This window comes from Mesobacillus selenatarsenatis SF-1 (assembly GCF_000813125.1).
In the GTDB taxonomy this organism is placed as follows: Bacteria; Bacillota; Bacilli; order Bacillales; family Cytobacillaceae; genus Mesobacillus; species Mesobacillus selenatarsenatis.
Window position 1 is genome coordinate 73,765 of record NZ_BASE01000054.1, and the last position, 21,559, is coordinate 95,323.

24 protein-coding genes and 2 riboswitches are annotated in these 21,559 nt (G+C 43.7%); of the genes, 19 read left to right on the plus strand and 5 right to left on the minus strand.

The features are described 5' to 3' along the window. Window positions 1–37: 37 nt before the first annotated feature. Window positions 38–1,003: an ABC transporter substrate-binding protein gene (locus tag TY49_RS11700; RefSeq protein WP_041966087.1), complete on the minus strand. Its 966-nt coding sequence runs from the start codon at window positions 1,001–1,003 to the stop codon at window positions 38–40. A 219-nt stretch (window positions 1,004–1,222) separates the two neighbouring features. Between TY49_RS11700 and TY49_RS11705 the strand changes: the two genes are divergently transcribed. The 5 genes from TY49_RS11705 to TY49_RS11725 are packed head-to-tail and all read left to right on the plus strand — an operon-like array spanning window position 1,223 to window position 5,140. Then, the gene (locus TY49_RS11705; RefSeq protein ID WP_041966088.1) at window positions 1,223–2,227 is read left to right on the plus strand and encodes a FecCD family ABC transporter permease; all 1,005 of its coding nucleotides are present in this window, start codon (window positions 1,223–1,225) and stop codon (window positions 2,225–2,227) included. Continuing rightward, the gene (locus TY49_RS11710; protein ID WP_041966089.1) at window positions 2,224–3,279 is read left to right on the plus strand and encodes a FecCD family ABC transporter permease; all 1,056 of its coding nucleotides are present in this window, start codon (window positions 2,224–2,226) and stop codon (window positions 3,277–3,279) included. Before TY49_RS11705 ends, TY49_RS11710 begins: the two co-directional genes overlap by 4 nt. Before the next feature lie 22 nt (window positions 3,280–3,301). Continuing rightward, on the plus strand, window positions 3,302–4,117 hold the full coding sequence (locus TY49_RS11715) for an ABC transporter ATP-binding protein (protein ID WP_439646164.1): 816 nt from the start codon (window positions 3,302–3,304) through the stop codon (window positions 4,115–4,117). Between the two features lie 2 nt (window positions 4,118–4,119). Then, window positions 4,120–4,881 (plus strand): IucA/IucC family C-terminal-domain containing protein, encoded by a 762-nt coding sequence (locus TY49_RS11720; protein WP_041966091.1) that lies wholly within the window; start codon window positions 4,120–4,122, stop codon window positions 4,879–4,881. Between the two features lie 16 nt (window positions 4,882–4,897). Then, window positions 4,898–5,140, plus strand: coding sequence for a YusU family protein (locus TY49_RS11725; protein WP_041966092.1), 243 nt, complete (start codon window positions 4,898–4,900; stop codon window positions 5,138–5,140). Window positions 5,141–5,349: 209 nt separating this feature from the next. On the opposite strand, the gene TY49_RS11730 is transcribed toward TY49_RS11725, so the two are convergent. Together TY49_RS11730 and TY49_RS11735 are read right to left on the minus strand one after the other, a co-directional pair. Next, window positions 5,350–5,697, minus strand: coding sequence for a spore coat protein (locus TY49_RS11730; protein ID WP_041966093.1), 348 nt, complete (start codon window positions 5,695–5,697; stop codon window positions 5,350–5,352). 42 nt (window positions 5,698–5,739) lie between these two features. Continuing rightward, window positions 5,740–6,024, minus strand: a complete 285-nt coding sequence (locus TY49_RS11735; protein WP_041966094.1) for a hypothetical protein — start codon at window positions 6,022–6,024, stop codon at window positions 5,740–5,742. A 217-nt stretch (window positions 6,025–6,241) separates the two neighbouring features. On the opposite strand from TY49_RS11735, the gene TY49_RS11740 reads away from it, so the two are divergent. Further along, window positions 6,242–7,159: a proline dehydrogenase family protein gene (locus tag TY49_RS11740; protein ID WP_041966095.1), complete on the plus strand. Its 918-nt coding sequence runs from the start codon at window positions 6,242–6,244 to the stop codon at window positions 7,157–7,159. 111 nt (window positions 7,160–7,270) lie between these two features. On the opposite strand, the gene TY49_RS11745 is transcribed toward TY49_RS11740, so the two are convergent. Both TY49_RS11745 and TY49_RS24255 read right to left on the minus strand, forming a co-directional pair. Then, a complete protein-coding gene (locus TY49_RS11745; RefSeq protein WP_041966096.1) occupies window positions 7,271–7,456 on the minus strand; it encodes a hypothetical protein in 186 nt (61 codons plus the stop codon). A gap of 137 nt (window positions 7,457–7,593) precedes the next feature. After that, window positions 7,594–7,725 carry a YuzL family protein gene (locus TY49_RS24255; RefSeq protein WP_079507049.1) on the minus strand — a complete coding sequence of 44 codons (132 nt, stop codon included), beginning with the start codon at window positions 7,723–7,725 and terminating at the stop codon, window positions 7,594–7,596. A gap of 239 nt (window positions 7,726–7,964) precedes the next feature. On the opposite strand from TY49_RS24255, the gene TY49_RS11750 reads away from it, so the two are divergent. The 13 genes from TY49_RS11750 (at window position 7,965) to TY49_RS11810 (ending at window position 21,547) form a co-directional block, all read left to right on the plus strand. Then, window positions 7,965–10,349, plus strand: a complete 2,385-nt coding sequence (locus TY49_RS11750) for a 3-hydroxyacyl-CoA dehydrogenase/enoyl-CoA hydratase family protein (RefSeq protein ID WP_041966097.1) — start codon at window positions 7,965–7,967, stop codon at window positions 10,347–10,349. Window positions 10,350–10,409: 60 nt separating this feature from the next. Next, window positions 10,410–11,585, plus strand: coding sequence for an acetyl-CoA C-acetyltransferase (locus TY49_RS11755; RefSeq protein WP_041966098.1), 1,176 nt, complete (start codon window positions 10,410–10,412; stop codon window positions 11,583–11,585). A 55-nt stretch (window positions 11,586–11,640) separates the two neighbouring features. Then, entirely contained in the window at window positions 11,641–13,425 is a 1,785-nt protein-coding gene (locus TY49_RS11760; RefSeq protein ID WP_041966099.1) for an acyl-CoA dehydrogenase FadE, read from the plus strand. Between the two features lie 230 nt (window positions 13,426–13,655). After that, window positions 13,656–14,012, plus strand: a complete 357-nt coding sequence (locus tag TY49_RS11765; RefSeq protein WP_041966100.1) for an arsenate reductase family protein — start codon at window positions 13,656–13,658, stop codon at window positions 14,010–14,012. Window positions 14,013–14,066: 54 nt separating this feature from the next. Beyond that, window positions 14,067–14,447 (plus strand): glycine cleavage system protein GcvH, encoded by a 381-nt coding sequence (gene gcvH, locus TY49_RS11770; RefSeq protein WP_041966101.1) that lies wholly within the window; start codon window positions 14,067–14,069, stop codon window positions 14,445–14,447. Between the two features lie 280 nt (window positions 14,448–14,727). Next, the gene (locus TY49_RS11775; protein WP_041966102.1) at window positions 14,728–14,967 is read left to right on the plus strand and encodes a YusG family protein; all 240 of its coding nucleotides are present in this window, start codon (window positions 14,728–14,730) and stop codon (window positions 14,965–14,967) included. A gap of 212 nt (window positions 14,968–15,179) precedes the next feature. After that, a complete protein-coding gene (locus TY49_RS11780) occupies window positions 15,180–15,530 on the plus strand; it encodes a toprim domain-containing protein (RefSeq protein ID WP_156972672.1) in 351 nt (116 codons plus the stop codon). A 6-nt stretch (window positions 15,531–15,536) separates the two neighbouring features. Continuing rightward, window positions 15,537–15,848, plus strand: a complete 312-nt coding sequence (locus TY49_RS11785; RefSeq protein WP_041966104.1) for a thioredoxin family protein — start codon at window positions 15,537–15,539, stop codon at window positions 15,846–15,848. A 130-nt stretch (window positions 15,849–15,978) separates the two neighbouring features. Then, window positions 15,979–17,244: an MFS transporter gene (locus TY49_RS11790; RefSeq protein WP_041966105.1), complete on the plus strand. Its 1,266-nt coding sequence runs from the start codon at window positions 15,979–15,981 to the stop codon at window positions 17,242–17,244. Window positions 17,245–17,428: 184 nt separating this feature from the next. Then, complete coding sequence (locus tag TY49_RS11795) at window positions 17,429–17,767, plus strand: SCP2 sterol-binding domain-containing protein (protein WP_041966106.1); 339 nt, start codon at window positions 17,429–17,431, stop codon at window positions 17,765–17,767. 85 nt (window positions 17,768–17,852) lie between these two features. Next, window positions 17,853–17,956: riboswitch (SAM riboswitch) on the plus strand. Window positions 17,957–18,038: 82 nt separating this feature from the next. Continuing rightward, window positions 18,039–19,355 (plus strand): O-acetylhomoserine aminocarboxypropyltransferase/cysteine synthase family protein, encoded by a 1,317-nt coding sequence (locus tag TY49_RS11800; RefSeq protein ID WP_041966166.1) that lies wholly within the window; start codon window positions 18,039–18,041, stop codon window positions 19,353–19,355. Window positions 19,356–19,466: 111 nt separating this feature from the next. Then, window positions 19,467–19,581, plus strand: a riboswitch (SAM riboswitch). A 279-nt stretch (window positions 19,582–19,860) separates the two neighbouring features. Then, window positions 19,861–20,886, plus strand: coding sequence for a methionine ABC transporter ATP-binding protein (locus TY49_RS11805; RefSeq protein WP_041966107.1), 1,026 nt, complete (start codon window positions 19,861–19,863; stop codon window positions 20,884–20,886). Continuing rightward, window positions 20,879–21,547 (plus strand): methionine ABC transporter permease, encoded by a 669-nt coding sequence (locus TY49_RS11810; RefSeq protein WP_041966108.1) that lies wholly within the window; start codon window positions 20,879–20,881, stop codon window positions 21,545–21,547. The genes TY49_RS11805 and TY49_RS11810 overlap by 8 nt, the downstream gene beginning before the upstream one ends. The last annotated feature ends 12 nt before the right edge of the window (window positions 21,548–21,559 follow it).

Here is a 21,559-nt window from a genome sequence, read left to right on the forward strand (position 1 = left end):
GGAAGGGGGATTAGTTTAATAAAATCTTGGGGGGATTTTATTTTAACAAATGTTTTTCAAGATCATCCAGCATCAAATTAGCAGCTTTTACGCCGCCAGCTGTATTCCAGATAGCGTCATTTACTTTATGGACTTCACCTTTTTTAGCTACCTCAAGATTTTGGAATAGCGGGTCCTCAATCCATTCCTTTTCAACTTCAGTCGCTTTCCCATCACCTTCATCATATGTGAAGTAGAAGAGGATATCTCCGTCCATTGCCGGAATTCTTTCCTTAGTCACACCTTTTTCAGCAAAGTCTTCTTTATCCTGGCTTTCAGGACGAGCCATTCCGATTTGCTCCAGGATTACGCCCGAGAATGAATCCTTGTGGTAAATACGTACGTCACCAGCCATGAAGCGAACCATAGAAACTTCCATATTTACTTTATCACCAAGTTTTTCTTTTAGGTCTTCGATTCGCTGGTCATAAGCAGCAAGTACTTCCTTGCCCTTTTCTTCTTTGTTTACAGCTTTTGCATAAAGTTCAAAGTTGTTTTTCCAGTTTCCGCGGAGATCCTCTGCAAACACAGTTGGGGCAATTGCTTTAAGTTGTTCATAAATATCTTCCTGGCGCATTTTATTGCCGATAATCAAGTCAGGCTGCAATGCCGCGATTGCTTCTACATTAACCTGGCTCTCGACACCAACAACCTGGACATCCTTCATTTCATCAGCGATATGGTCATACCAAAGGTCGCCTGTCCATGACTGAACGGCACCAACTGGAGTAACTCCAAGCGCAAGAAGGGCTTCAGTACCTTCGTTCGTTAAAATCACGACTTTTTCTGGTGTTTTTTCTAATGTAGTGGAACCCATGGCATGTTCAACAGTGTAGCTCGTTTCTTCTTTTTCTTTTGGTTGTTCAGCTGTCTCCTTTTCTTTATCCTCATTACCGCCGCATGCTGCCAAAAGCAGGACAGTGAAGATTGTAATAAGAGTCAGCAATAATTTTGAAGCTTTCATATGTATTTCCTCCTAGAATGTGATTGATAATCATTTTCAATTACTGCTCCTTTATGATAAAATGCATAGGGAGACCTTGTCAATAACTAATTGATAATGATTTTCATATTCATTGACGATTTTGTGAACTTTCCCATGAACTAATGAAAATGAATCTCATATAGCTTAAAGTTAAATAACAATATAAACAACTTCCTTAAAAAAGAAAGGTAAATTGAAATGCTGCTAAAAACCAATGGACAAAGATTGGGCGGATTATTGATTGCCACACTATTAATTTTATTTTTAATATGTGCAAGTATCGTGTACGGATATACGGACACATCGTGGGGAACCGCGTTTAATGCTTTCACGAATTATAACGGGTCAAATGAACATATTATTATCCAATCAGTACGCCTTCCACGGGCGCTGATTGCCGCGGCTGTCGGTGCCAGCCTGGCGATTGCGGGTGTCCTGATGCAAACATTGACGAAAAACCCTCTAGCTTCACCGGGGATTTTCGGTGTGAACGCCGGAGCCGGTTTTGCTGTTGTCATCGCTGTGACGCTTTTCTCAGTCGGCAGTCTGCAGGCCTTTGCCTGGATTTCCTTTCTGGGTGCGGCCATAGCGGCAGTCAGTGTGTATGTGATCGGTTCGGCAGGCCGGGAAGGGCTGACTCCGATGAAGCTGACGCTTGCCGGTGCAGCGATGACGGCCATGTTTTCATCGTTCACCCAGGGGTTGCTCGTATTGGATGAGGCTGCTCTTGAGCAGGTACTGTACTGGCTCGCAGGCTCAGTACAAGGACGCAAGCTGGAGACTCTCATTGGGGTCATCCCATATTTAGCGATTGGCTGGATTGCAGCTGTTTTGATTTCATCTAAAATGAATGTTTTATCAATGGGGGAAGATGTAGCTAAGGGACTTGGCTTGAATACTAGTTTTGTGAAGCTTGGCGCTGGAGTCATCATCGTTCTTTTATCAGGTGGGGCAGTCGCTGTTGCTGGTCCAATTGGTTTTATCGGGATTGTGATCCCGCATTTGACGAGAGCGGTTGTTGGCATTGACCACCGCTGGGTCGTACCTTTCTCGGCGATTTTTGGAGGGATGCTGTTATTAGCGGCGGATATCGCTGCCCGATATGTGTTAATGCCGCAGGAAATCCCTGTTGGTGTCATGACGGCAATGATTGGAACTCCATTTTTCATTTATATTGCGAGAAAGGGGTTCAACGGAAAATGAGTCAGTTTAAAAGTTTAAGGCTGTTTAAGGATAGAGTATCCTTCTTGATTGATCAAAGGGCGGCGGCGATTTTTGCCGGGCTGCTTGTTACGGCATTTGCCGTGTTTGTCATCAGTACAGGATTAGGTGATATGGATATAAGTCCATTAAAAGTCCTTGCCGTGTTTTTTGGCGGGGGAAGCGATATGGAGAGGTTGGTCGTACAATCTTTCCGGCTGCCAAGAATCATAGTAGCTTTGATGGTCGGGGTAAGTTTGGCTGTGGCAGGTGGCCTGCTGCAAGGAATGATCAGGAATCCACTTGCGTCACCTGATATTTTAGGGATTACCGGCGGTGCTTCTGTAGCAGTAGTTGGATTTTTGGCTGTTTTTAGTGATGATAAGAATGCATTAACAGTAAGTATAGAATGGATGCCGGTCGCAGCATTTGCCGGTGCTTCACTGGTAGCATTCCTTGTCTATTTCCTATCATGGAAAAACGGAGTCTCGCCTGTTCGTCTAGTTTTGATTGGTATTGGCATTTCGGCGATGATGCAGGCATTGACCACGTTGATGATGATCATGGGGCCAATATACCGGGCAAGCCAGGCGAATATCTGGATAACAGGAACAGTCTATGGATCAACATGGGGAAATGTAGCAGTGCTCGTTCCCTGGACAGTTGTTATGTTATTGATTGCATTTATTCTTTCAAGGAATGTAAATGTTCAGGAGCTGGGGGAAGATATTGCAACCGGTGTTGGAGGGCATGTTCAGCGCCAGCGTTTTGTCCTGCTGCTTGTCAGCACGGCGCTGGTTGCAAGCTCAGTTGCTTTTGCCGGCGGAATTGGTTTCGTTGGCCTGATGGCTCCGCATATGGCAAGGAGACTGGTTGGCTCAGCATTCGGTGCTCTTTTGCCTGTATCAGCATTAATTGGCGGAATCCTTGTCATGCTGGCAGATTTGGTTGGCCGCACAATGTTTTCGCCATTAGAGGTTCCAGCGGGCGTTTTTACCGCAGGTATTGGCGCTCCCTATTTTGTTTACCTGCTATTCAAGACACGAAATTCTTAAGTTGAGAGAAAGGGGAATGAACATGACCCAGGCAATTGAAACGGAAAAACTGACGCTATCCTATGGAGATTCCATTATTATAAATGAACTAGACATACACATTCCTAAAGGCGAGATTACTGTCTTTATCGGAGGGAATGGCTGCGGAAAATCGACCTTGCTGCGTTCAATTGCAAGGCTCCTTAAACCACAGTCAGGATCAATCCTTCTTGAAGGCGAGGCAATCTCGAAGCTGTCGACAAAGGAAGTTGCCCGCAAGATGGCCATCCTTCCCCAATCGCCTTCAGCACCGGAAGGCTTGACGGTTCTGCAGCTTGTAAAACAAGGCAGATATCCTTATCAGACGTGGCTGAAACAATGGTCGGAAGAGGATGAAAAAAGTGTTGAAAACGCTTTGAAGGCGACAGGTATCGATCACCTGAAGGATCGAACCGTCGACTCCTTGTCAGGGGGACAGCGGCAGCGTGCCTGGATTGCGATGACCCTTGCCCAGGATACAGATATCATACTCCTTGATGAACCGACAACCTATCTGGATATGACGCACCAGATTGAGATTTTGGATTTACTTTATGAACTAAATGAAACTGAAGGAAGAACCATCGTCATGGTGCTGCATGACTTGAACCTTGCCTGCAGATATGCCCATAATATTGTTGCAATTAAGGATCAGAAGATCTTTGACCAGGGGAAGCCGGAAGTGGTGATTAACTGCGGGCTTGTCCAACATGTTTTCGGCATGGCATGTGAAGTGACAATTGACCCGCTTTTCGGCACGCCACTTTGCATCCCTTATGGAAAGGGACGCTGCATCCTTAAGGACAAAGTTGGAGTATGAACATGAAAGCTGACCTGACCCCCAAGGAATTAGCGATTCTCGCTAACTATCGTTTTGTGGTTTCTGAACCAGACAAAGATGTCCAAATTAAGTTCAGCCCTTTTTTAAATGAGTCAACGATGAGCAGCTATCTGAACAAGTTCAAAAACGAGCTAGAGGCTCCTGACCTGAAGACTGCAGCTTCTGTATTCATGAAGAGACATGCTTTTCTTGCAGCTCTATATTTATATTCAATGAGCGCTTTTAACAAAAAGATGGATGTATCACCTGAGAATATTATTCTGGAGGATGCCATTCAGGATGGTCTTTGGCTGCCTGGGTTTTATCTGATAAACAAAAGTACAGAAGTATGCCCGGCAGATAGACGCGATGAATGGAGAACGGAAGCAGTCAGGCACTTGTTCGCAGAAAATTTATTCCCGGTTATGGATGCCATCTCGAAATCTGCGAAAATCTCAAAATTGATTCTATGGGAAAATGTCGCTGTCTATATTTTCTGGCTTTATGAAAAAATCTTAAGCCAAACCGAGGATCATGCTGTGAAGACGAGAGCTGCAGAGGACTTTTCTTTTCTGGTCGAGTCGGCCCCTGGAAAACTATTTGGACGGTATAATAACAATCCAATTACGAGATATTACAGTAAACCAGTCTATCAGGAAGAGACCGATTCTTATAACAGGATACGAAAAACCTGCTGTTTCAGCTATATGCTCAAGGAGAAAGGAAGTTACTGCAAAACCTGTCCTCGAACATGCGGAATGTAAATTAGGGAGTGTGAAAATGGATAAAAATTTTACAGAACAAATTGATGGATTACTGGAAAAATACACAGAGCTTTTGGTTGGCGAAGGCTCAGCTGAAAATGTCGAGAAGGTAAAAACATGGATAATTTACAGCCATATCGCCAAGTCGATGCCGCCGCTGGCAAAGCACTGGAATGCAGAATATCCTGATGCCAAGGACCAAATCAAGAACGTAATCGCAGAAGTCAAAGAACTGAATGAGAAGAACCGCCAGAAATAAGGAAGAACCATCTCAATCATGAGGTGGTTCTTTGTTTGCATAATGCAACTGAAGTTTAAGTATCCAAATGATGGTGAAAGGACTAAGAAATAGAAAACAACAAAGTTTCTACTGGGCCCCAGCCTGCAAGTAAATCTATGTAATTCATGAAAAGAACCGGACATTGTTTGCCCGGTTCAAAAATGCTGAAGAATTAAGCTTAGACATGATTATTGAAGCTGCTGGCCACCGTAAGGGAATTGGTTTGAGTATCCCTGGAATTGCTGGTGTGACTGGTGCAGTTTTTGTGCGTCTGCCGCTTCTACTCCATACCAGCCTTTTTTAAACATGAGATTATAAATGCTGCGCTGGGCATTCGCTGTTTCTGTGTAGATGGCAAGTACATCCTGGTAGAGCTGATCGTGGCTTACTTCATTTAGCGCAGTATCATAACCTCGAGTCATGTATTTTTCAGTCGTTAAAATATCATTGATAAAATCACGGTCATTCATCTGCGGTGTTTTTTGGACCTGTGTTTCTGGATTCTGGATTTTTTGCTGGTTCTGGTTCTGATTCATCCGCTTTTCCTCCTGTAAAGTTCAGATATTTTGCAGCTTTCTTTATTGCATACCTGGAGTTCCTGAATAGTTTTGGTTCTGCGGGCTATTAAGGTGGGTTAGGATTTTTTGGTAGTGCTTCTGGTGCATTTGGCCGCACTTTTCAATTTCCATCTTCAGCTCCTGGTCCTGGCACTGCCCTGCAAAGAAATGTGCTTTTTTCATGGCAAGTAAATTCCATGAAAGCATATCAGTTAAATATAGAGAGTCTTTAGTTGAAACTACTGAAGGCGGTGTCTGCATGATCCCTTGCTGCTGACCCTGAAAATTCATGTTTTGCTGCTGCATAATTGAACCTCCTGATTTTTGATAATTCCATCGGATATTATCGTTCCCGAGGCAAATTAAAGTATGCAAAACAAGATTCGTCAAAAAAGAACATTTTTCTACGAAAGTAATATTCAAACTTCTGAAAAAGTGATAAAATGATTCTGCAAAATAGATATAGATGAAGTAATTTTTTTAAAGGACAATGTAATCGTTTTCATTAAGGGGAGGAAAAGCTATGGAACAACTAATGAGGAACTTTTTTCTTTTTCTATCGAAAAATAAATTTTTCACGAAGATGGCCAAGAAATACGGCCTTCGTCTAGGGGCAAAACGCTTTGTTTCCGGAGAAACGGTCGAGCAGTCTGTGGAAGTCATCAAAGAGCTAAACAGCAAGAATCTTGCGGCAACCGTCGATTTTTTGGGCGAATTCGTCGACAATGAAAGAGAAGCGAACGAGAGAGCCGAAAGTTCAATTGCAATGATTAAAGCGATTGGGCGTGAAAAACTAAATTCCCAAATGAGCGTTAAAATGACTTCACTTGGCTTTGACATTTCTGAAAAAGTTGTCATGAATAATATGCGCCGAATCATGGATACAGCCAAAGAGAATAATGTATTTGTGACCATCGACATGGAGGACTACGAGCGCTGCCAGAGGACTCTGGATATTTTTAAGCAGCTGAAGTCTGAATACGACAACATTGGCACAGTCATCCAGGCTTATTTATACAGAACTGAAAAAGATATTGAGGACCTGAATCAATATTCACCAAACCTCCGCCTAGTGAAGGGTGCCTATAAAGAGTCACCGGAAGTTGCTTTCCCAGAGAAGAAGGATGTCGATGAAAACTTTAAGAAAATCATCAAGATGCATCTGCTGAACGGCAACTATACAGCTGTTGCCTCACACGATGACAATATCATTAACTTCACGAAGGAATTCGCGAAGGCAAATAATATCCCGAAAAGCCAGTTCGAATTCCAGATGCTGTTTGGAATTATGCCGGAAAGGCAGCTCCAACTTGCCGAAGAAGGTTACACTATGAGGGTTTATGTCCCATTCGGAACTGACTGGTACGGCTACTTCATGCGCCGCCTTGCAGAACGTCCGGCAAACGTGGCATTTGTATTAAAAGGAATGTTAAAGAAATAATGACCAACAGGCTGACAGATGTCAGCCTGTTATATTTTATTTCATATAGGAAGGTGTAAAACTTTATTTTGAGAATTATCCAGCTCCAGCGCCTAGCCTCTCGAGACTTGTCTAGCTGCGGCTCCTAACTCCTCGAGACGCTTGTCTAGTGTCGCCTCCTAGAAACTCCGAAACTTTAACTCCGCCGGCAGAAGCAAAAAGCGCTTCTTTGTCGGAGTCTCCAGTTTCTGCGTTTCTGGACAGTCGGCTATACATTTCGGTTTCGGTCCTGCCAATGAAGTCAAAGAGCGACTTCACTGTCAGGCCCTCCAGCGCTTGTCGGAGTTGGGCAGTCGCCTCCGCATTTCGATTTCGTTCCGCCCAATGAAGTCAAAGAACGACTTCAATGGTCGGCCCTCCAACGCTTATCGAGGCTGACCGAGGCGCTTACGTTTTTATTTTTTGTACTGGCTATTCTGGCTGTTCTGCTTTCTTTCGCCACCCTGTCCCATTGACGGGCCTGCGTTTCCTTTGACGCTGGCTGCGCTGACTCCAGCCTTTGACGGATCCTTTTTCAATCTTGCCATGATATTACCTCCGTGTTTTTAAAAAGATAATAGTAACGCTTTTTTATGTTGCCCAAGTCTGTCGAAATAAGCATGAGATTTAAAGATTCAAAAAATTTTCTTTTTTCACCACCTTATTATTGCGGAAATTTTTTAAATATTTTATTATAGTAAATAACAGAACTCATTTATATGCATATTTTTTTTGGTGCAAAAATGAATGAGTATTCATTCAAAAAGAGTCAAAGGGGGAGACAAATTTGATGCGACAAATTCAAAAGGCAGCGGTGCTTGGTTCAGGTGTCATGGGATCAGGGATTGCCGCACATCTGGCAAACATCGGGATTCCGACATTGCTGCTTGATATTGTACCTCGGGAATTAACGGAACAGGAAAAAGCGAAAGGCCTGACACTTGAAGATAAGCAGGTGCGCAACCGGATCAGTGCAGGTGCACTGCAAAAGTTATTGAAACAAAAACCAGCACCTTTGGCCTCCAAAAAGAATCTTGCTCTGATTGAAGCGGGCAACTTCGAAGATGATATGGAAAAACTCAAGGATGTAGACTGGGTAATCGAGGTAGTTGTTGAAAACCTTGATATAAAAAAGAAAGTTTTTACTGATGTAGATAAATACCGCAAGCAAGGAAGCATCATCAGCTCTAACACGTCAGGGATTTCTGTCGAGGCAATGGCTGAAGGGCGTTCAGAAGATTTCAGGAAACATTTCCTGGGCACGCATTTCTTCAACCCGCCGCGCTATCTGAAACTGCTTGAAGTAATCCCTACTAAAGATACCGACCCTGAAGTCCTTTCATTCGTGAAGACTTTCGGTGAAGACCAGCTAGGGAAAGGTGTCGTTGAAGCGAAGGATACACCTAACTTCATCGCCAACCGAATTGGTACTTACGGATTGCTGGTAACAGTAAGAGAAATGGTAAAAGGCGGTTACAGTGTTGGTGAAGTTGACTCCGTAACTGGCCCAATGATCGGCCGTCCTAAGAGCGCCACATTCCGTACGCTGGATGTAGTCGGTCTTGATACTTTCACGCATGTTGCGAAAAACGTGTATGACCAGGTTGAAGGTGAAGAAAAGGAAGTCTTTGAAGTACCTGAGTTCATGAAGAAGATGCTTGAGAACGGCTGGCTTGGAAGTAAGTCAGGACAGGGCTTCTTCCTGAAACAGGGCAAGGAAATCCTTGAACTTGACCCACAGACTCTGGAATATGGACCGCGCAAAAAATTAAAGACAGCGTCTACTGAAATGGCCAAGCAGGAAAAAGGCCTTGCCAATAAAATGAAAGCGCTTGTTTATAGTAAGGACCGCGCAGGCGAGCTTTTATGGAATATTTTCAGCCCTGTGCTCGTTTACTCAGCTGATCTGCTGGGCACAATTGCCGACGATATCGTCGCCGTGGACCGTGCGATGAAGTGGGGCTTCGGATGGGAAATAGGACCTTTTGAAGCATGGGATGCACTAGGTGTAGAAAAGGCAATCAGCAAAATGGAGTCTGAAGGCAAGACTGTTCCTGCATGGGTAAAAGAAATGGTCGAGAAAGGCCACACTTCATTCTATAAAGAAGAAGATGGCAAGCTGAGCTACTACCATAATGGTGAGTATGTTGCTGTAGAAGAGAACCCTAAAGCAATCAACCTTAAGCTTCTAAAGAAGCAAAATGGTGTAATTAAAAAGAATGGCGGCGCAAGCCTGATCGACCTTGGAGATGGCATCGCATTGCTCGAGTTCCATTCGCACAGCAATTCTATCGGGCCAGACATCCTTCAAATGATCAACTTCGCGATTGATGAAGTTGAAAAGAACTTTAAGGGACTTGTAATCGGCAACCAGGGCAAAAACTTCTCAGTTGGTGCAAATCTGGCCATGATCCTGATGGAAGCGCAAGACGATAACATTTGGGATCTTGATATGGTCGTTCGCCAATTCCAGCAAACGACTATGAAAATCAAATATAGCTCTAAGCCAATTGTAGCTGCTCCATTTGGAATGACGCTGGGCGGAGGCGCTGAAATGTGCTTGCCGGCGGCCCATATCCAGGCTTCTATGGAAACATATATGGGACTTGTTGAAGCCGGTGTAGGCCTGATTCCTGGCGGCGGCGGAAACAAGGAGCTTTACATCAAGCATCTTGAAGGGCTGCCAAAAGGCGTTGACTTTGACCTTCAAAAGGTTGCCAATAAAGTATTTGAAACAATCGCAATGGCTAAAGTCTCCACTTCAGGGGAAGAAGCCCGTGAAAATAATTTCTTGAATGAAGCAGATGGCATCAGTGTGAACAGCGATCACTTGTTATATGATGCGAAACAGGCTGCATTGAATTTATATGAAAGCGGTTATAAGGCGCCAGTGAGAAAGAAAGTCCCTGTAACGGGTGAGCCAGGATATGCAACCTTGCTGTTAGGTGCTCAAACGATGCAGCTATCAGGTTACATTTCTGAGCATGACTTAAAAATCGCGAAGAAGCTTGCGTATGTTATCGCCGGCGGAAAAGTGCCATATGGATCCGAAGTAGATGAGCAATACTTGCTTGATCTTGAAAGAGAAGCGTTCCTAAGCCTTGTGGCAGAACCGAAATCACAGCAGCGCATGCAGCATATGCTCGTAAAAGGCAAGCCGTTGCGCAACTAATAGATTGATAGTTTTGAAGTGAAATATAAAATTAACATCCGAGGAAAGAGAGGGAATGAGATGAGAGAAGCGGTAATCGTAGCCGGAGCCAGGACACCGGTCGGAAAAGCAAAAAAAGGAACTCTTGCTAATGTCCGCCCTGATGATCTTGGAGCTCTTGTAGTAAGAGAAACTCTAAAGCGAGCAGGCAATTATGAAGGGAATATTGATGATTTAATCATCGGCTGTGCAATGCCAGAAGCAGAGCAGGGCTTGAATATGGCGCGGAATATTGGTGCACTAGCCGGTCTGTCACATGAAGTGCCGGCGATCACAATCAACCGTTATTGTTCTTCAGGACTGCAGGCAATTGCGAATGCATCGGAAAGAATTATGCTTGGGCATACAGACACAATCATCGCCGGCGGTGCGGAGTCAATGAGCCTGGTGCCAATGATGGGCCATGTCGTCCGCCCGAATTCAAAGTTGGCTGAAACTGCTCCGCAATATTATATGGGAATGGGCCATACAGCTGAGGAAGTAGCCAAGAAGTACGGCATTTCCCGTGAAGACCAGGATGCTTTTGCAGTAAGAAGCCATCAGCGCGCGGCAAAAGCAATCCAGGAAGGCAAATTCGAGGATGAAATCGTTCCTGTCGATGTAACCCTCCGTACAGTAGGAAAAGACAATAAGCTTGTTGAAAAGACAATCCAATTCAAGCAGGATGAGGGTGTACGTCCTGACACGAACATGGAAACACTTGCGAAACTGCGTCCGGCCTTCAATATTAAAGGCACAGTAACTGCAGGAAACTCCTCACAGACTAGTGACGGAGCAGCGGCTGTCATGGTGATGGACCGTGAAAAAGCGGAATCTCTAGGATTGAAGCCACTCGCTAAATTCAGGTCATTCGCACTTGGCGGAGTACCGCCTGAAATCATGGGAATCGGTCCCGTGGTAGCGATTCCTAAAGCATTGAAGCTTGCTGGACTGCAAGTCTCAGATATCGGTGTATTCGAACTGAACGAAGCATTCGCTTCGCAATCAATCCAGGTAATCCGTGAGCTAGGCCTTGATGAAGATAAAGTCAACGTCAACGGTGGAGCGATCGCATTGGGCCACCCACTTGGAACAACTGGCGCGAAGCTGACATTAACAGTGATCCATGAAATGAAACGCAGAAATGAGCAATTCGGTGTCGTTACAATGTGTATCGGCGGCGGCATGGGTGCAGCTGGAGTCTTTGAACTACTATAAAACAATATATGGAGGGGCCTCAGCCCCTCCCAAAAATAGATAGGAGGAACAATAAATGGGTAACCAAACAGAAAAGCTTGTAAAAGGCGGAAGCTTCTTAATCGAGGATGTAACATACGACCATGTTTTCACTCCAGAGGATTACACAGATGAGCACAAAATGATTGCAAAAACAACTGAGGATTTCGTCACGAACGAAGTATTGCCTCAGGTTGAATATATCGAGCAGCACGAGTTTGACCGCACTGTAAAACTATTGAAGGAAGCTGGAGAGCTTGGCCTTCTTGGAGCAGACGTTCCTGAAGAATACGGTGGTTTAAGCCTTGATAAAATCAGCTCAGCTTTGATCGCTGAGAAAATGGCAGTTGCAGGCGGCTTCTCAATTTCCCACGGTGCACACGTAGGAATCGGTTCATTGCCAATCGTGCTTTTCGGTAATGAAGAGCAAAAGCAAAAATACCTTCCTTCACTGGCAACTGGCGAAAAGCTTGCAGCTTACGCTCTTACTGAGCCAGGTTCAGGTTCAGACGCATTGGGTGCAAAGACAACTGCTAAGCTGAATGCTGAAGGCACTCACTATGTACTTAACGGCGAAAAGCAATGGATTACAAACGCTGGCTTTGCGGACGTATTTGTTGTTTATGCTAAAATCGATGGCGAACAATTCACAGCCTTCATCGTGGAAAGAGAATACCCTGGAGTATCAGTAGGCGCAGAAGAAAAGAAAATGGGAATCAAAAGCTCTTCTACACGTACATTGATTCTTGAGGATGCTCAAGTTCCAGTGGAAAACCTTCTTGGTGAAGCTGGAAAAGGCCACCTTATCGCCTTCAATATTCTGAACATTGGACGCTACAAGTTAGGTGTAGGCGCAACTGGCGGAGCTAAGCAGGCTTTCGGATTGACTGTAAAGTATGCTAACCAGCGCCAGCAGTTCAAGACGCCGATTTCTCAATTCAACCTTACAAAAGAAAAGCTTGCGACAATGGCTTCAAAAATCTATGCAACAGAAAGCTCTGTATACCGTACAGTAGGCTTGTTCGAAGAAAGAATGAACCAGTTGTCTGAAGAAGAAATCAATAACGGCAAAGCAGTTGCTGATTCAATTGCTGAGTATGCGATCGAGTGCTCAATGAACAAAGTATTCGCGACTGAAACTCTTGACTATGTTGTTGATGAAGGTGTTCAGATCCACGGTGGATACGGCTTCATGCAGGAGTATGAAATCGAAAGAGCTTACCGTGATTCAAGAATCAACCGTATTTTCGAAGGAACAAACGAAATCAACCGCCTGTTGGTACCTGGAACTTTCTTGCGTAAGGCAATGAAAGGCGAACTTCCATTATTGCAAAAAGCACAGCAGCTTCAAGAAGAGCTAATGATGCTTATGCCTGAAGAGCCAGGCGATGAGCCGCTTGCACAGGAAAAGTACCTTGTGAAAAACGCGAAGAAAATCGGCTTGCTTGCAGCTGGCTTGGCTGCTCAGAAGTTTGGCAAAGCATTGGAAAAAGAGCAGGAAATCCTCGTAAATATCGCGGATATCATCTCAAATGCTTATTCAATGGAATCTGCTGTTCTTCGTACCGAGAAAGCAATCGCAAAAGACGGAGTGGAGAAGAGCAAGCAAAAGCTTCTTTACACACAAATCTTCTGCCAGGAAGCTTTTAATGAAATCGAGCGTGACGCAAAAGAAACTCTTGTTGCAACAGAAGAAGGAGACGCGCTTCGCATGCTGACTTCAGCATTGCGCAAGTTCACAAGACATACTCCAATCAACGTAATTGCTAAGAAACGTGAAGCATCTGAAAAGCTGATCGAAGCAGAACGTTTCATCGTTTAATTTGATGATAATCGAACACTTCTCCTGTTTTCCAGGAGGAGTGTTTTCACTTTTTATGAACGACCATTTTAATTCATGCAGGAATTTTGCGAATTATGTTGAATAAAGTAATGGATGCCGAAAATATCGGGGAAATTAAACACGGAATGTTAGTATTTTTCAGTCCTATTATGTTACTATCCGATTAGAGGGTTTCATTAATGGGATACTAGCAAAGGGTGGTGAAAAGTATGGCAAAGACGTTTTATTGGTACCCTAAATGCGGTACATGCAGGAACGCCAAGAAATGGCTGGACCAGCATGAAGTGGACTATAATGAAGTACATATTGTCGAAAATCCGCCTTCCCAATCCCAGCTTGAAGAAATGCTGGAAAAAAGTGGCCTTGATATTAAGAAATTTTTCAATACGAGCGGCCAAAAGTACCGGGAACTGGGGATGAAAGACAAAGTCAAGACAGCATCTAAAAGTGAGCTGCTGGAACTGCTTGCATCTGATGGCATGCTCATCAAACGCCCGCTGATGACAGACGGTGAAAATGTAACTGTAGGTTTCAAAGAGGAAGAATTCGAAAAAGCCTGGCTGTAATTTTGGTCCCATCGATATTAATCGATAGAGATATACAATTTGGAGGGATAGTCAATGAATGCACCGAAAGAGTTGCGTTATTCTGAAGAACACGAATGGGTAAAAGTAGAAGGAGAAAAGGTTACCATCGGAATCACTGATTTCGCTCAATCTGAACTTGGCGACATCGTATTCGTCGAACTGCCAGAAGTAGGCGACGAAATCACTGTTGACCAGCCATTCGGAAGTGTAGAATCCGTAAAGACGGTATCAGAGCTTTATGCACCAGTAAGCGGCAAGGTAGTGGGAATTAACGAAGAGTTAAATGACAGCCCTGAATTCGTTAACGAATCTCCTTACGAGAAAGCATGGATGATTACTGTCGAGCTATCTGACAACAGCGAAGTAGAAAAGCTTATGACAGCTGAACAATACGAAGACATGATCAAAGAATAAATCTAACTGACGCCTTGATGCTTTCAAGGCGTTTTCTATTGTGAAATATACTTATGTAAAATTTCATCGTCGAAAGTTTTCCAGCTCCAGCGCCTAGCCTCTCGACGTTTCGAACCTCCCAATGAAGTCAAAGGGCGACTTCAGTGGTCGGCCATCCAACGCTTTTGGGGATGAACAAGGCGATTCCGCTTTCCTTATAAACTCCTTCATTTTACCATCAATTCATTGCCTGAATTCGGACAAGCTAAAAGTAATCAACTATCGAAGAAGGGTGAAATTCATGACACTGAATAAACAAAAACTTGATATAACAGACAGAGTGACAGGAAAACTTGAAAACGGCCAGGTACAACTTTACCTGGAAAACGAGCACATTGGATCCATAGAGCTTCCAGAAGGAATGCAGTTGAAATTGGAGCATCACTTTGAAGCAGAACAGAATAAGATTTACCAGCATGTATCAGTGCCGGATCAATCAGAACCTCGGTATACTGATTGTGATGAAGGCGGCTGGTGTTAAGTATATCCAAACAGCGGCCATCCATGCCGCTGTTTTTTCTTTAAATTCACACATAAAAGTTCAGCAGCTTTCCTTAAAGCAGGCTAGTTTAATCTTTTGCATTCTCCTTTAAAAACAGTGACAATAGAAATATGAACATAACAGCACAAATTCAGTATACATGTTTATAATATTGTAAGGTAATTATCTCTGGTGCATAGGTGGTTATGATGATGGACGAAAATCACAAGGTGATCATAGTAGAGGGTTCGTCTGACAAAAAGAAAGTGCAAGCCGTGCTAAATGAACCGGTCGAAATTATTTGTACGAATGGGACTATTGGTGTTTCAAAGCTTGATGAGCTGATTGATTCCCTTTTTGATAAAGATGTATATATCCTCGTGGATGCGGATGCGTCAGGGGAAAAATTGAGAAAGCAATTTAAGAGGGAATTTCCTGAGGCGAACCATTTGTACATTGACAGAATGTACAGGGAAGTGGCGACAGCACCGGAAAATCACCTTGCTACAGTTTTAATTGGAGCAAATATCGACGTTCATGCAGAGTACTTAGAAAAAGGATGACTGTAGATGGAAGAATGGACTAAGGGAGATATCGAAACCTTCCTGGAGAAAAAACAAACAGGTTACCTATACTTTTACACGCCAATGTGCGGAACTTGCCAGGTGGCCAGTAAGATGCTGACGGTTATAGAGCAGCTGTTACCTGATGTATCTTCAGGGAAAGCTGACTTAAATTACCTCCCTGAACTGGCGGAGCGTTTTGAAATCGAAAGTGTTCCATGTCTGATTTTATTAAAGAAAGGAGAAGAGCAGGAGAAAGTCTATGCTTTTCAGTCCGTTCCTTACCTTTATGAAAAGCTTAAAGACTTAAAAATATAAAACGAACGGCTAAGCTGTTTGTTTTTTTTTGCTTAAATTGCCGATTCAATCGTACAACAAAAAGATTTACATATCGTTCCAAAAACATTATTATACTTAGTGTATCGAAATAATCGAGGAGCGAAATACAATGGCTCTATACCAGGAATGGGCGGCACAAATTAAAACTTATAATCGAAACATACGACTGACCTTCGTTGCTAACATTTTGACACAGGTTGGCCTTGGGATTTTCATGGTCATCTATAACTTTTACATCAGGGAATTAGGCTATAATGAGCTTGTAAACGGTAAGGTCATTGCCATGACCTCGCTGGCAACTGCTCTCATTCTTATTCCGGCAGGCATACTGAGTGATAAAACAGGCAGGAAAAAGCTGATGCTGTATGGAGCGGTCGGAACAGGGTTGATCTTATTCACCCGGAGTATCGTTGAGAGTCAGTCATTATTAATTCTTTTTGCGTTTGGAACAGGCCTCGCTTCAGCATTTATCCAGGTGTCGATTATTCCGTGGCTAGCGGAGAATTCGAAGCCTGAACAGCGTGTGCATTTATTCAGTATTCATTTTGCGGTGATGACGGGTGCCAATGTAATAGGAAGTCTTTTGGGCGGGATTCTCACAGACCTATTCGGAATGATGATCCCGGGACTTGAAAGTATCAGATATACATTGATCATTGGATCACTCTTGTTTATGGCTGCTCTGATACCGATTATGAAGTTGAATGAAAATCGGCAACCACGCATATCGGCTAGCGATACAAAAGAAAAAACAAAAGGAATTCCCCACAAAGCCAGTTTCAAAATCATACTGCTGTTTGCGGTTGCGCAATTGATGATAGGCTTTGGAGCCGGATTGGTCATTCCATATTTGAACCTTTATTTTGCGGACCGATTCATGGCATCGAATTCACTTATTGGTCTCGTGATTTCACTTGGACAGGGAGCGACTGCTGTGGCGATGATTATCGGACCTATGGTTGTTCGCAGGCTTGGGGAAGTGAGAGCAGTGGTTGTTTTGCAGATGCTATCCCTGCCGTTTCTGCTGCTGACAGCGTACACACAGAATTTTTGGCTCGCTGCTCTAGGGTTCTTATTTCGTCAGGCACTAATGAATGCTGGAAATCCAATCCAGATGTCGTTAATGATGTCGAAGGTTGATGATTCCATGAAGGGTTTGGCCAACTCGGTGAATCAAATGGTGTTTAATCTCGGATGGGCCGTTATGGGACCAGTATCGACTGGAATCGTCTTGAAATATGGTTCCTATTGGGGATATGCAACTGTATTTTCCATTACTGCAGGTCTTTACTTAGTAGGATCCACGTATTTCTTCATAGTTTTCAAAAGTATGGATAAGCCAAAATCCGTCATGGTAAATTCAAAACCAGCTTGATTACTGTATTTGTTTGGATATATTTCTCGGGAAATGAAAGACGGTGCCGAAATAACATGCGGCATTGTCTTTTTTTTACGTTATTCACAATGTAAATTCAACTTTAATCGAATTATTTGTCGAAGGGTTTTAACAGGTTTTTCCCTGATTACAAGGAATATGTATTTTAAGGGAGTTGATCGGAATGCGAGAACGAATCGACAGGTTTGCGAGTGAAATCCAGAATAAAAAGCATGTTCTGCTACTAGTAAATAAACTGGAATTATGTTTAAAAATTGAAGCAGAAAGTGGTACATTCTACTTGTCTTTCAAGGATGGCAGGGTGGATTTCCATGAAACCTGCATGCATGCCGGATACACTGCAAGTATTTCTGGAAAGGATGCGCTTTTGGAACAATTATTTGATGGAGACCTGAAACTGCGTCAGGGAGTAAATATGAATCATATCTCAACTGATTGTCCTTTTCGCTCCCAATTGGTGCTGGAATCGTTATTTTATCTTGCGAGACCACTTCCTGTATAAAATTTTATCTGAATAGTCGAAATATATTGACCGGTACATTGCGACGTGATATTATCACTTTAACGCAGTAAAAACGAATTGAATATACTTATCCAGAGAGGCGGAGGGACTGGCCCTATGAAGCCCGGCAACCGGTTGTGAAACACGGTGCTAATTCCAGCAGAGTTTTTTGCTCTGAAAAGATAAGGAGAGATGATAAATGACCCTCTTCTTAGGAAGAGGGTTTTTTGTTTCAGTTTTTTTAAAAAAATTTTTGATTGGAGAGATGGAGATGGCTAATGAGCAAAAAAACTACAGAATTGAAACGCTGGGGGTACATGGTGGTCAGTCACCAGATCCGGTAACAGGAGCGAGGGCAGTTCCGATTTATTCGAGCAATGCGTTCCAATTTGAAAACACAGAACATGCAGCGGATTTATTTGCGCTTAAGGAAGCGGGCTATATTTACTCACGGATACATAATCCGACAGTTACTGCCCTGGAAGAAAAGGTGGCTCTTCTTGAGGGCGGTATAGGTGCTCTTGCGTTATCCAGCGGGATGTCTGCCATCACGATGGCGATCCTGAACATTGCGCATGCGGGTGATGAAATTGTTGCTGCATCAAATCTATATGGAGGTACTTACAATCTATTTGCTGTAACACTGCCGAAGTATGGAATAAAAGTTCATCTAGTTGATCCAGCTGATCCTGAAAATTTTAGAAAGGCGATCACTCCGAAAACAAAAGCAGTCTACGCAGAAACAATCGGTAATCCAAGTCTCAGAGTTTTGGACATTGAAGCTGTAGCGGAAGTTGCCCATGAAGCAGATCTTCCGCTAATCATTGATAACACATTTGCAACTCCTTATCTTTGCCGGCCAATTGAACATGGCGCCGATATCGTTGTCCACTCAGCTACCAAGTGGCTATTAGGAAATGGTACAGTCATGGGCGGAATCATTGTGGATGGAGGAAAGTTCGATTGGAAGTCGCCTAAGTTTCCGGGCTTCAATGAGCCGGACTCTAGTTACCATGATCTTGTCTATAGTGAGGCAATCGGAGCTGCCGCATTTATCGTAAAGGCAAGAGTCCAGCTGTTGCGTGACCTTGGACCGGCGATTAGTCCTCAAAGCGCCTTCCAATTCAATCTTGGAATAGAAACTTTGCATGTCCGTATGAAGGAGCATGTTGCAAATACACGTAAAATCGTAGACTACCTTGAGTCCCACCCTGCTGTTACCTGGGTAAGTTATCCTGGCCATGAATCACATCCTGATAAAGAACTCGCGGATCGATATCTTCCAAAGGGAGCAGGGGCAGTTGTCATATTTGGGATTGAAGGCGGCAGGGAATCCGGTGCAAAGCTGATCAACTCATTAGAATTGTGGTCCCATGTCGCGAATGTCGGTGATGCAAAAAGCCTGATCATCCATCCAGCAAGTACGACACACCAGCAGCTGGATTCAGAGGGTCTCAAAGCTGCAGGAGTTCCAGAAGATTTAATCCGCCTCTCTGTCGGGATTGAAAATGCCGAGGATATCATCGAGGATCTGGAGCAGGCAATCGAAAAAGCGACTGGAGTGCCAGGAATACCGGCTAGGGCTTAATATCCATAAACATCCAAAAAATATTTGAAAATAATTTTATTGACACTCTTTTTTACTACGTGCTACAATCACACTCGTAACTTAAAACCGGTTAGATAATTTAATAGCGTGCTCTTATCAAGAGAGGTGGAGGGAAGTGCCCTATGAAACCCGGCAACCGTCAGTAAGCATTGCTTGCTGAAATGGTGCCAATTCACACAAAGCGAATCGCTTTGGCAGATGAGAGAAAGGAATCCACTATGACTATGCCTTTCTGCTCACTTGCAGGAAGGCTTTTATTTTGCCCTTTTCGAAAAACGCTTTAAAAGTTATAGCCAAAAAGCTTGTTCGAAAAGAATTTATAACTAGAGCATAATCATCCCCGTTTAAGATAGAGTCTATTACCCATTTTTACTGGAGTTTGAATTTTTTCGGTTAGGGAATGGGAAACTAGATTGATAACCTTCTTAATTTTCGGGGGAATTTAACGGTTTTAATAAGTGTAGATGTAAAGAGGGGGAGTCAATTGATTACGATAAAAAATGCCAGAAAGATTTACCCTTCCAACAAGGGAGAGGTTAAAGCGGTAGATGATGTCAACCTTGAAGTCAAGGAAGGCGAAATCTTTGGAGTCATCGGCTATAGTGGCGCCGGCAAAAGTACTTTGATCCGGATGCTAAACGGTCTGGAGATCCCAACTTCAGGTTCAGTCGTGGTTGCAGGCAGGGAAGTTTCAAGAATTAAGGGAGCGGAACTGCGGAAGGCTCGACAGGAAATTAGCATGATTTTCCAGCACTTCAACCTGCTCTGGTCAAGAACAGTAGCAGAAAATATCGCTTTCCCGCTTGAAATTGCCGATGTAGCTAAAGCTGAAAGAGATAAACGGGTAAAAGAGTTAATCGAACTTGTTGGCCTTGAGGGCAGAGGAGATGCTTATCCTTCCCAGTTGAGTGGGGGCCAAAAGCAAAGGGTCGGAATCGCGAGGGCACTGGCTAATAACCCTAAAGTACTTCTTGGGGATGAAGCAACTTCAGCGCTTGATCCGCAGACAACTGACCAGATTCTGGATCTGCTTGTTGATATCAATAAGAGGCTTGGTCTTACAATCGTCCTGATTACGCACGAAATGCATGTTATCAGGAAAATCTGTCACCGAGTCGCTGTCATGGAAGGCGGAAAGATTGTTGAAACAGGGCCAGTATTGGATGTGTTCAGAAACCCGCAGCAGCCTATTACGAAAAGATTCGTCCAGCAGGTGACAGAACCTGAGGAAACAAAGGAAACTGTTGATCACTTGCTTGAGCGATATCCACATGGTCGCGTTGTCCAGCTGACATTCGTAGGTGAAGGAACTGAACAGCCGCTGATCACCAACTTGATTCGTGAGTTTTCCATAACGGTCAATATTGTTCAGGGTAAAATTTCGCAGACACAAGATGGTTCATATGGAACCTTGTTCATCCATCTTGATGGTGAAGAGGGCGAAGTGGCCCGGGCAATAGAGTATATTGGCCAGCATGAGGTCGGTGTGGAGGTGATTTCGAATGGCTGAAAAATTGTTTCCGAATGTTAACTGGGACCGAATGTGGGAAGCGACAGTTGAGACACTGTATATGAGTGCCATTTCTGTAGTGGCTACCTTCATCCTTGGTGCAATCCTTGGACTGCTGCTCTTTTTGACTTCGAAGGGAAATATATGGGAAAACAGGCCGGTCAATTTAGTATTGAGTGCAGTCGTTAATATTTTCAGATCAATACCATTCATTATTTTAATCGTCCTTTTGATTCCTTTTACAAAGTTCATTGTGGGATCGATGATCGGGGAAAACGCTGCATTGCCTGCATTGATCATTGGATCGGCTCCATTTTACGCAAGGATGGTTGAGATTGGCTTGCGTGAGATTGATAAAGGTGTCATTGAAGCAGCAAAATCTATGGGAGCCAGGACGACAACGATCATATGGAAGGTGCTGCTCCCGGAATCGATGCCAGCGTTGGTATCCGGTATAACGGTAACGGCAATCGCGCTTGTAAGTTACACTGCGATGGCAGGAGTCATCGGGGCAGGCGGCCTCGGAAACCTAGCTTATATGGAAGGCTTTCAGAGAAGCCGGAATGATGTCACCTTGATGGCAACCATCATTATTTTGATTATCGTGTTTTTAATTCAGTTTGTTGGTGATTTCTACACAAGAAAATTAGATAAGAGATAAAGGAGAGATTTG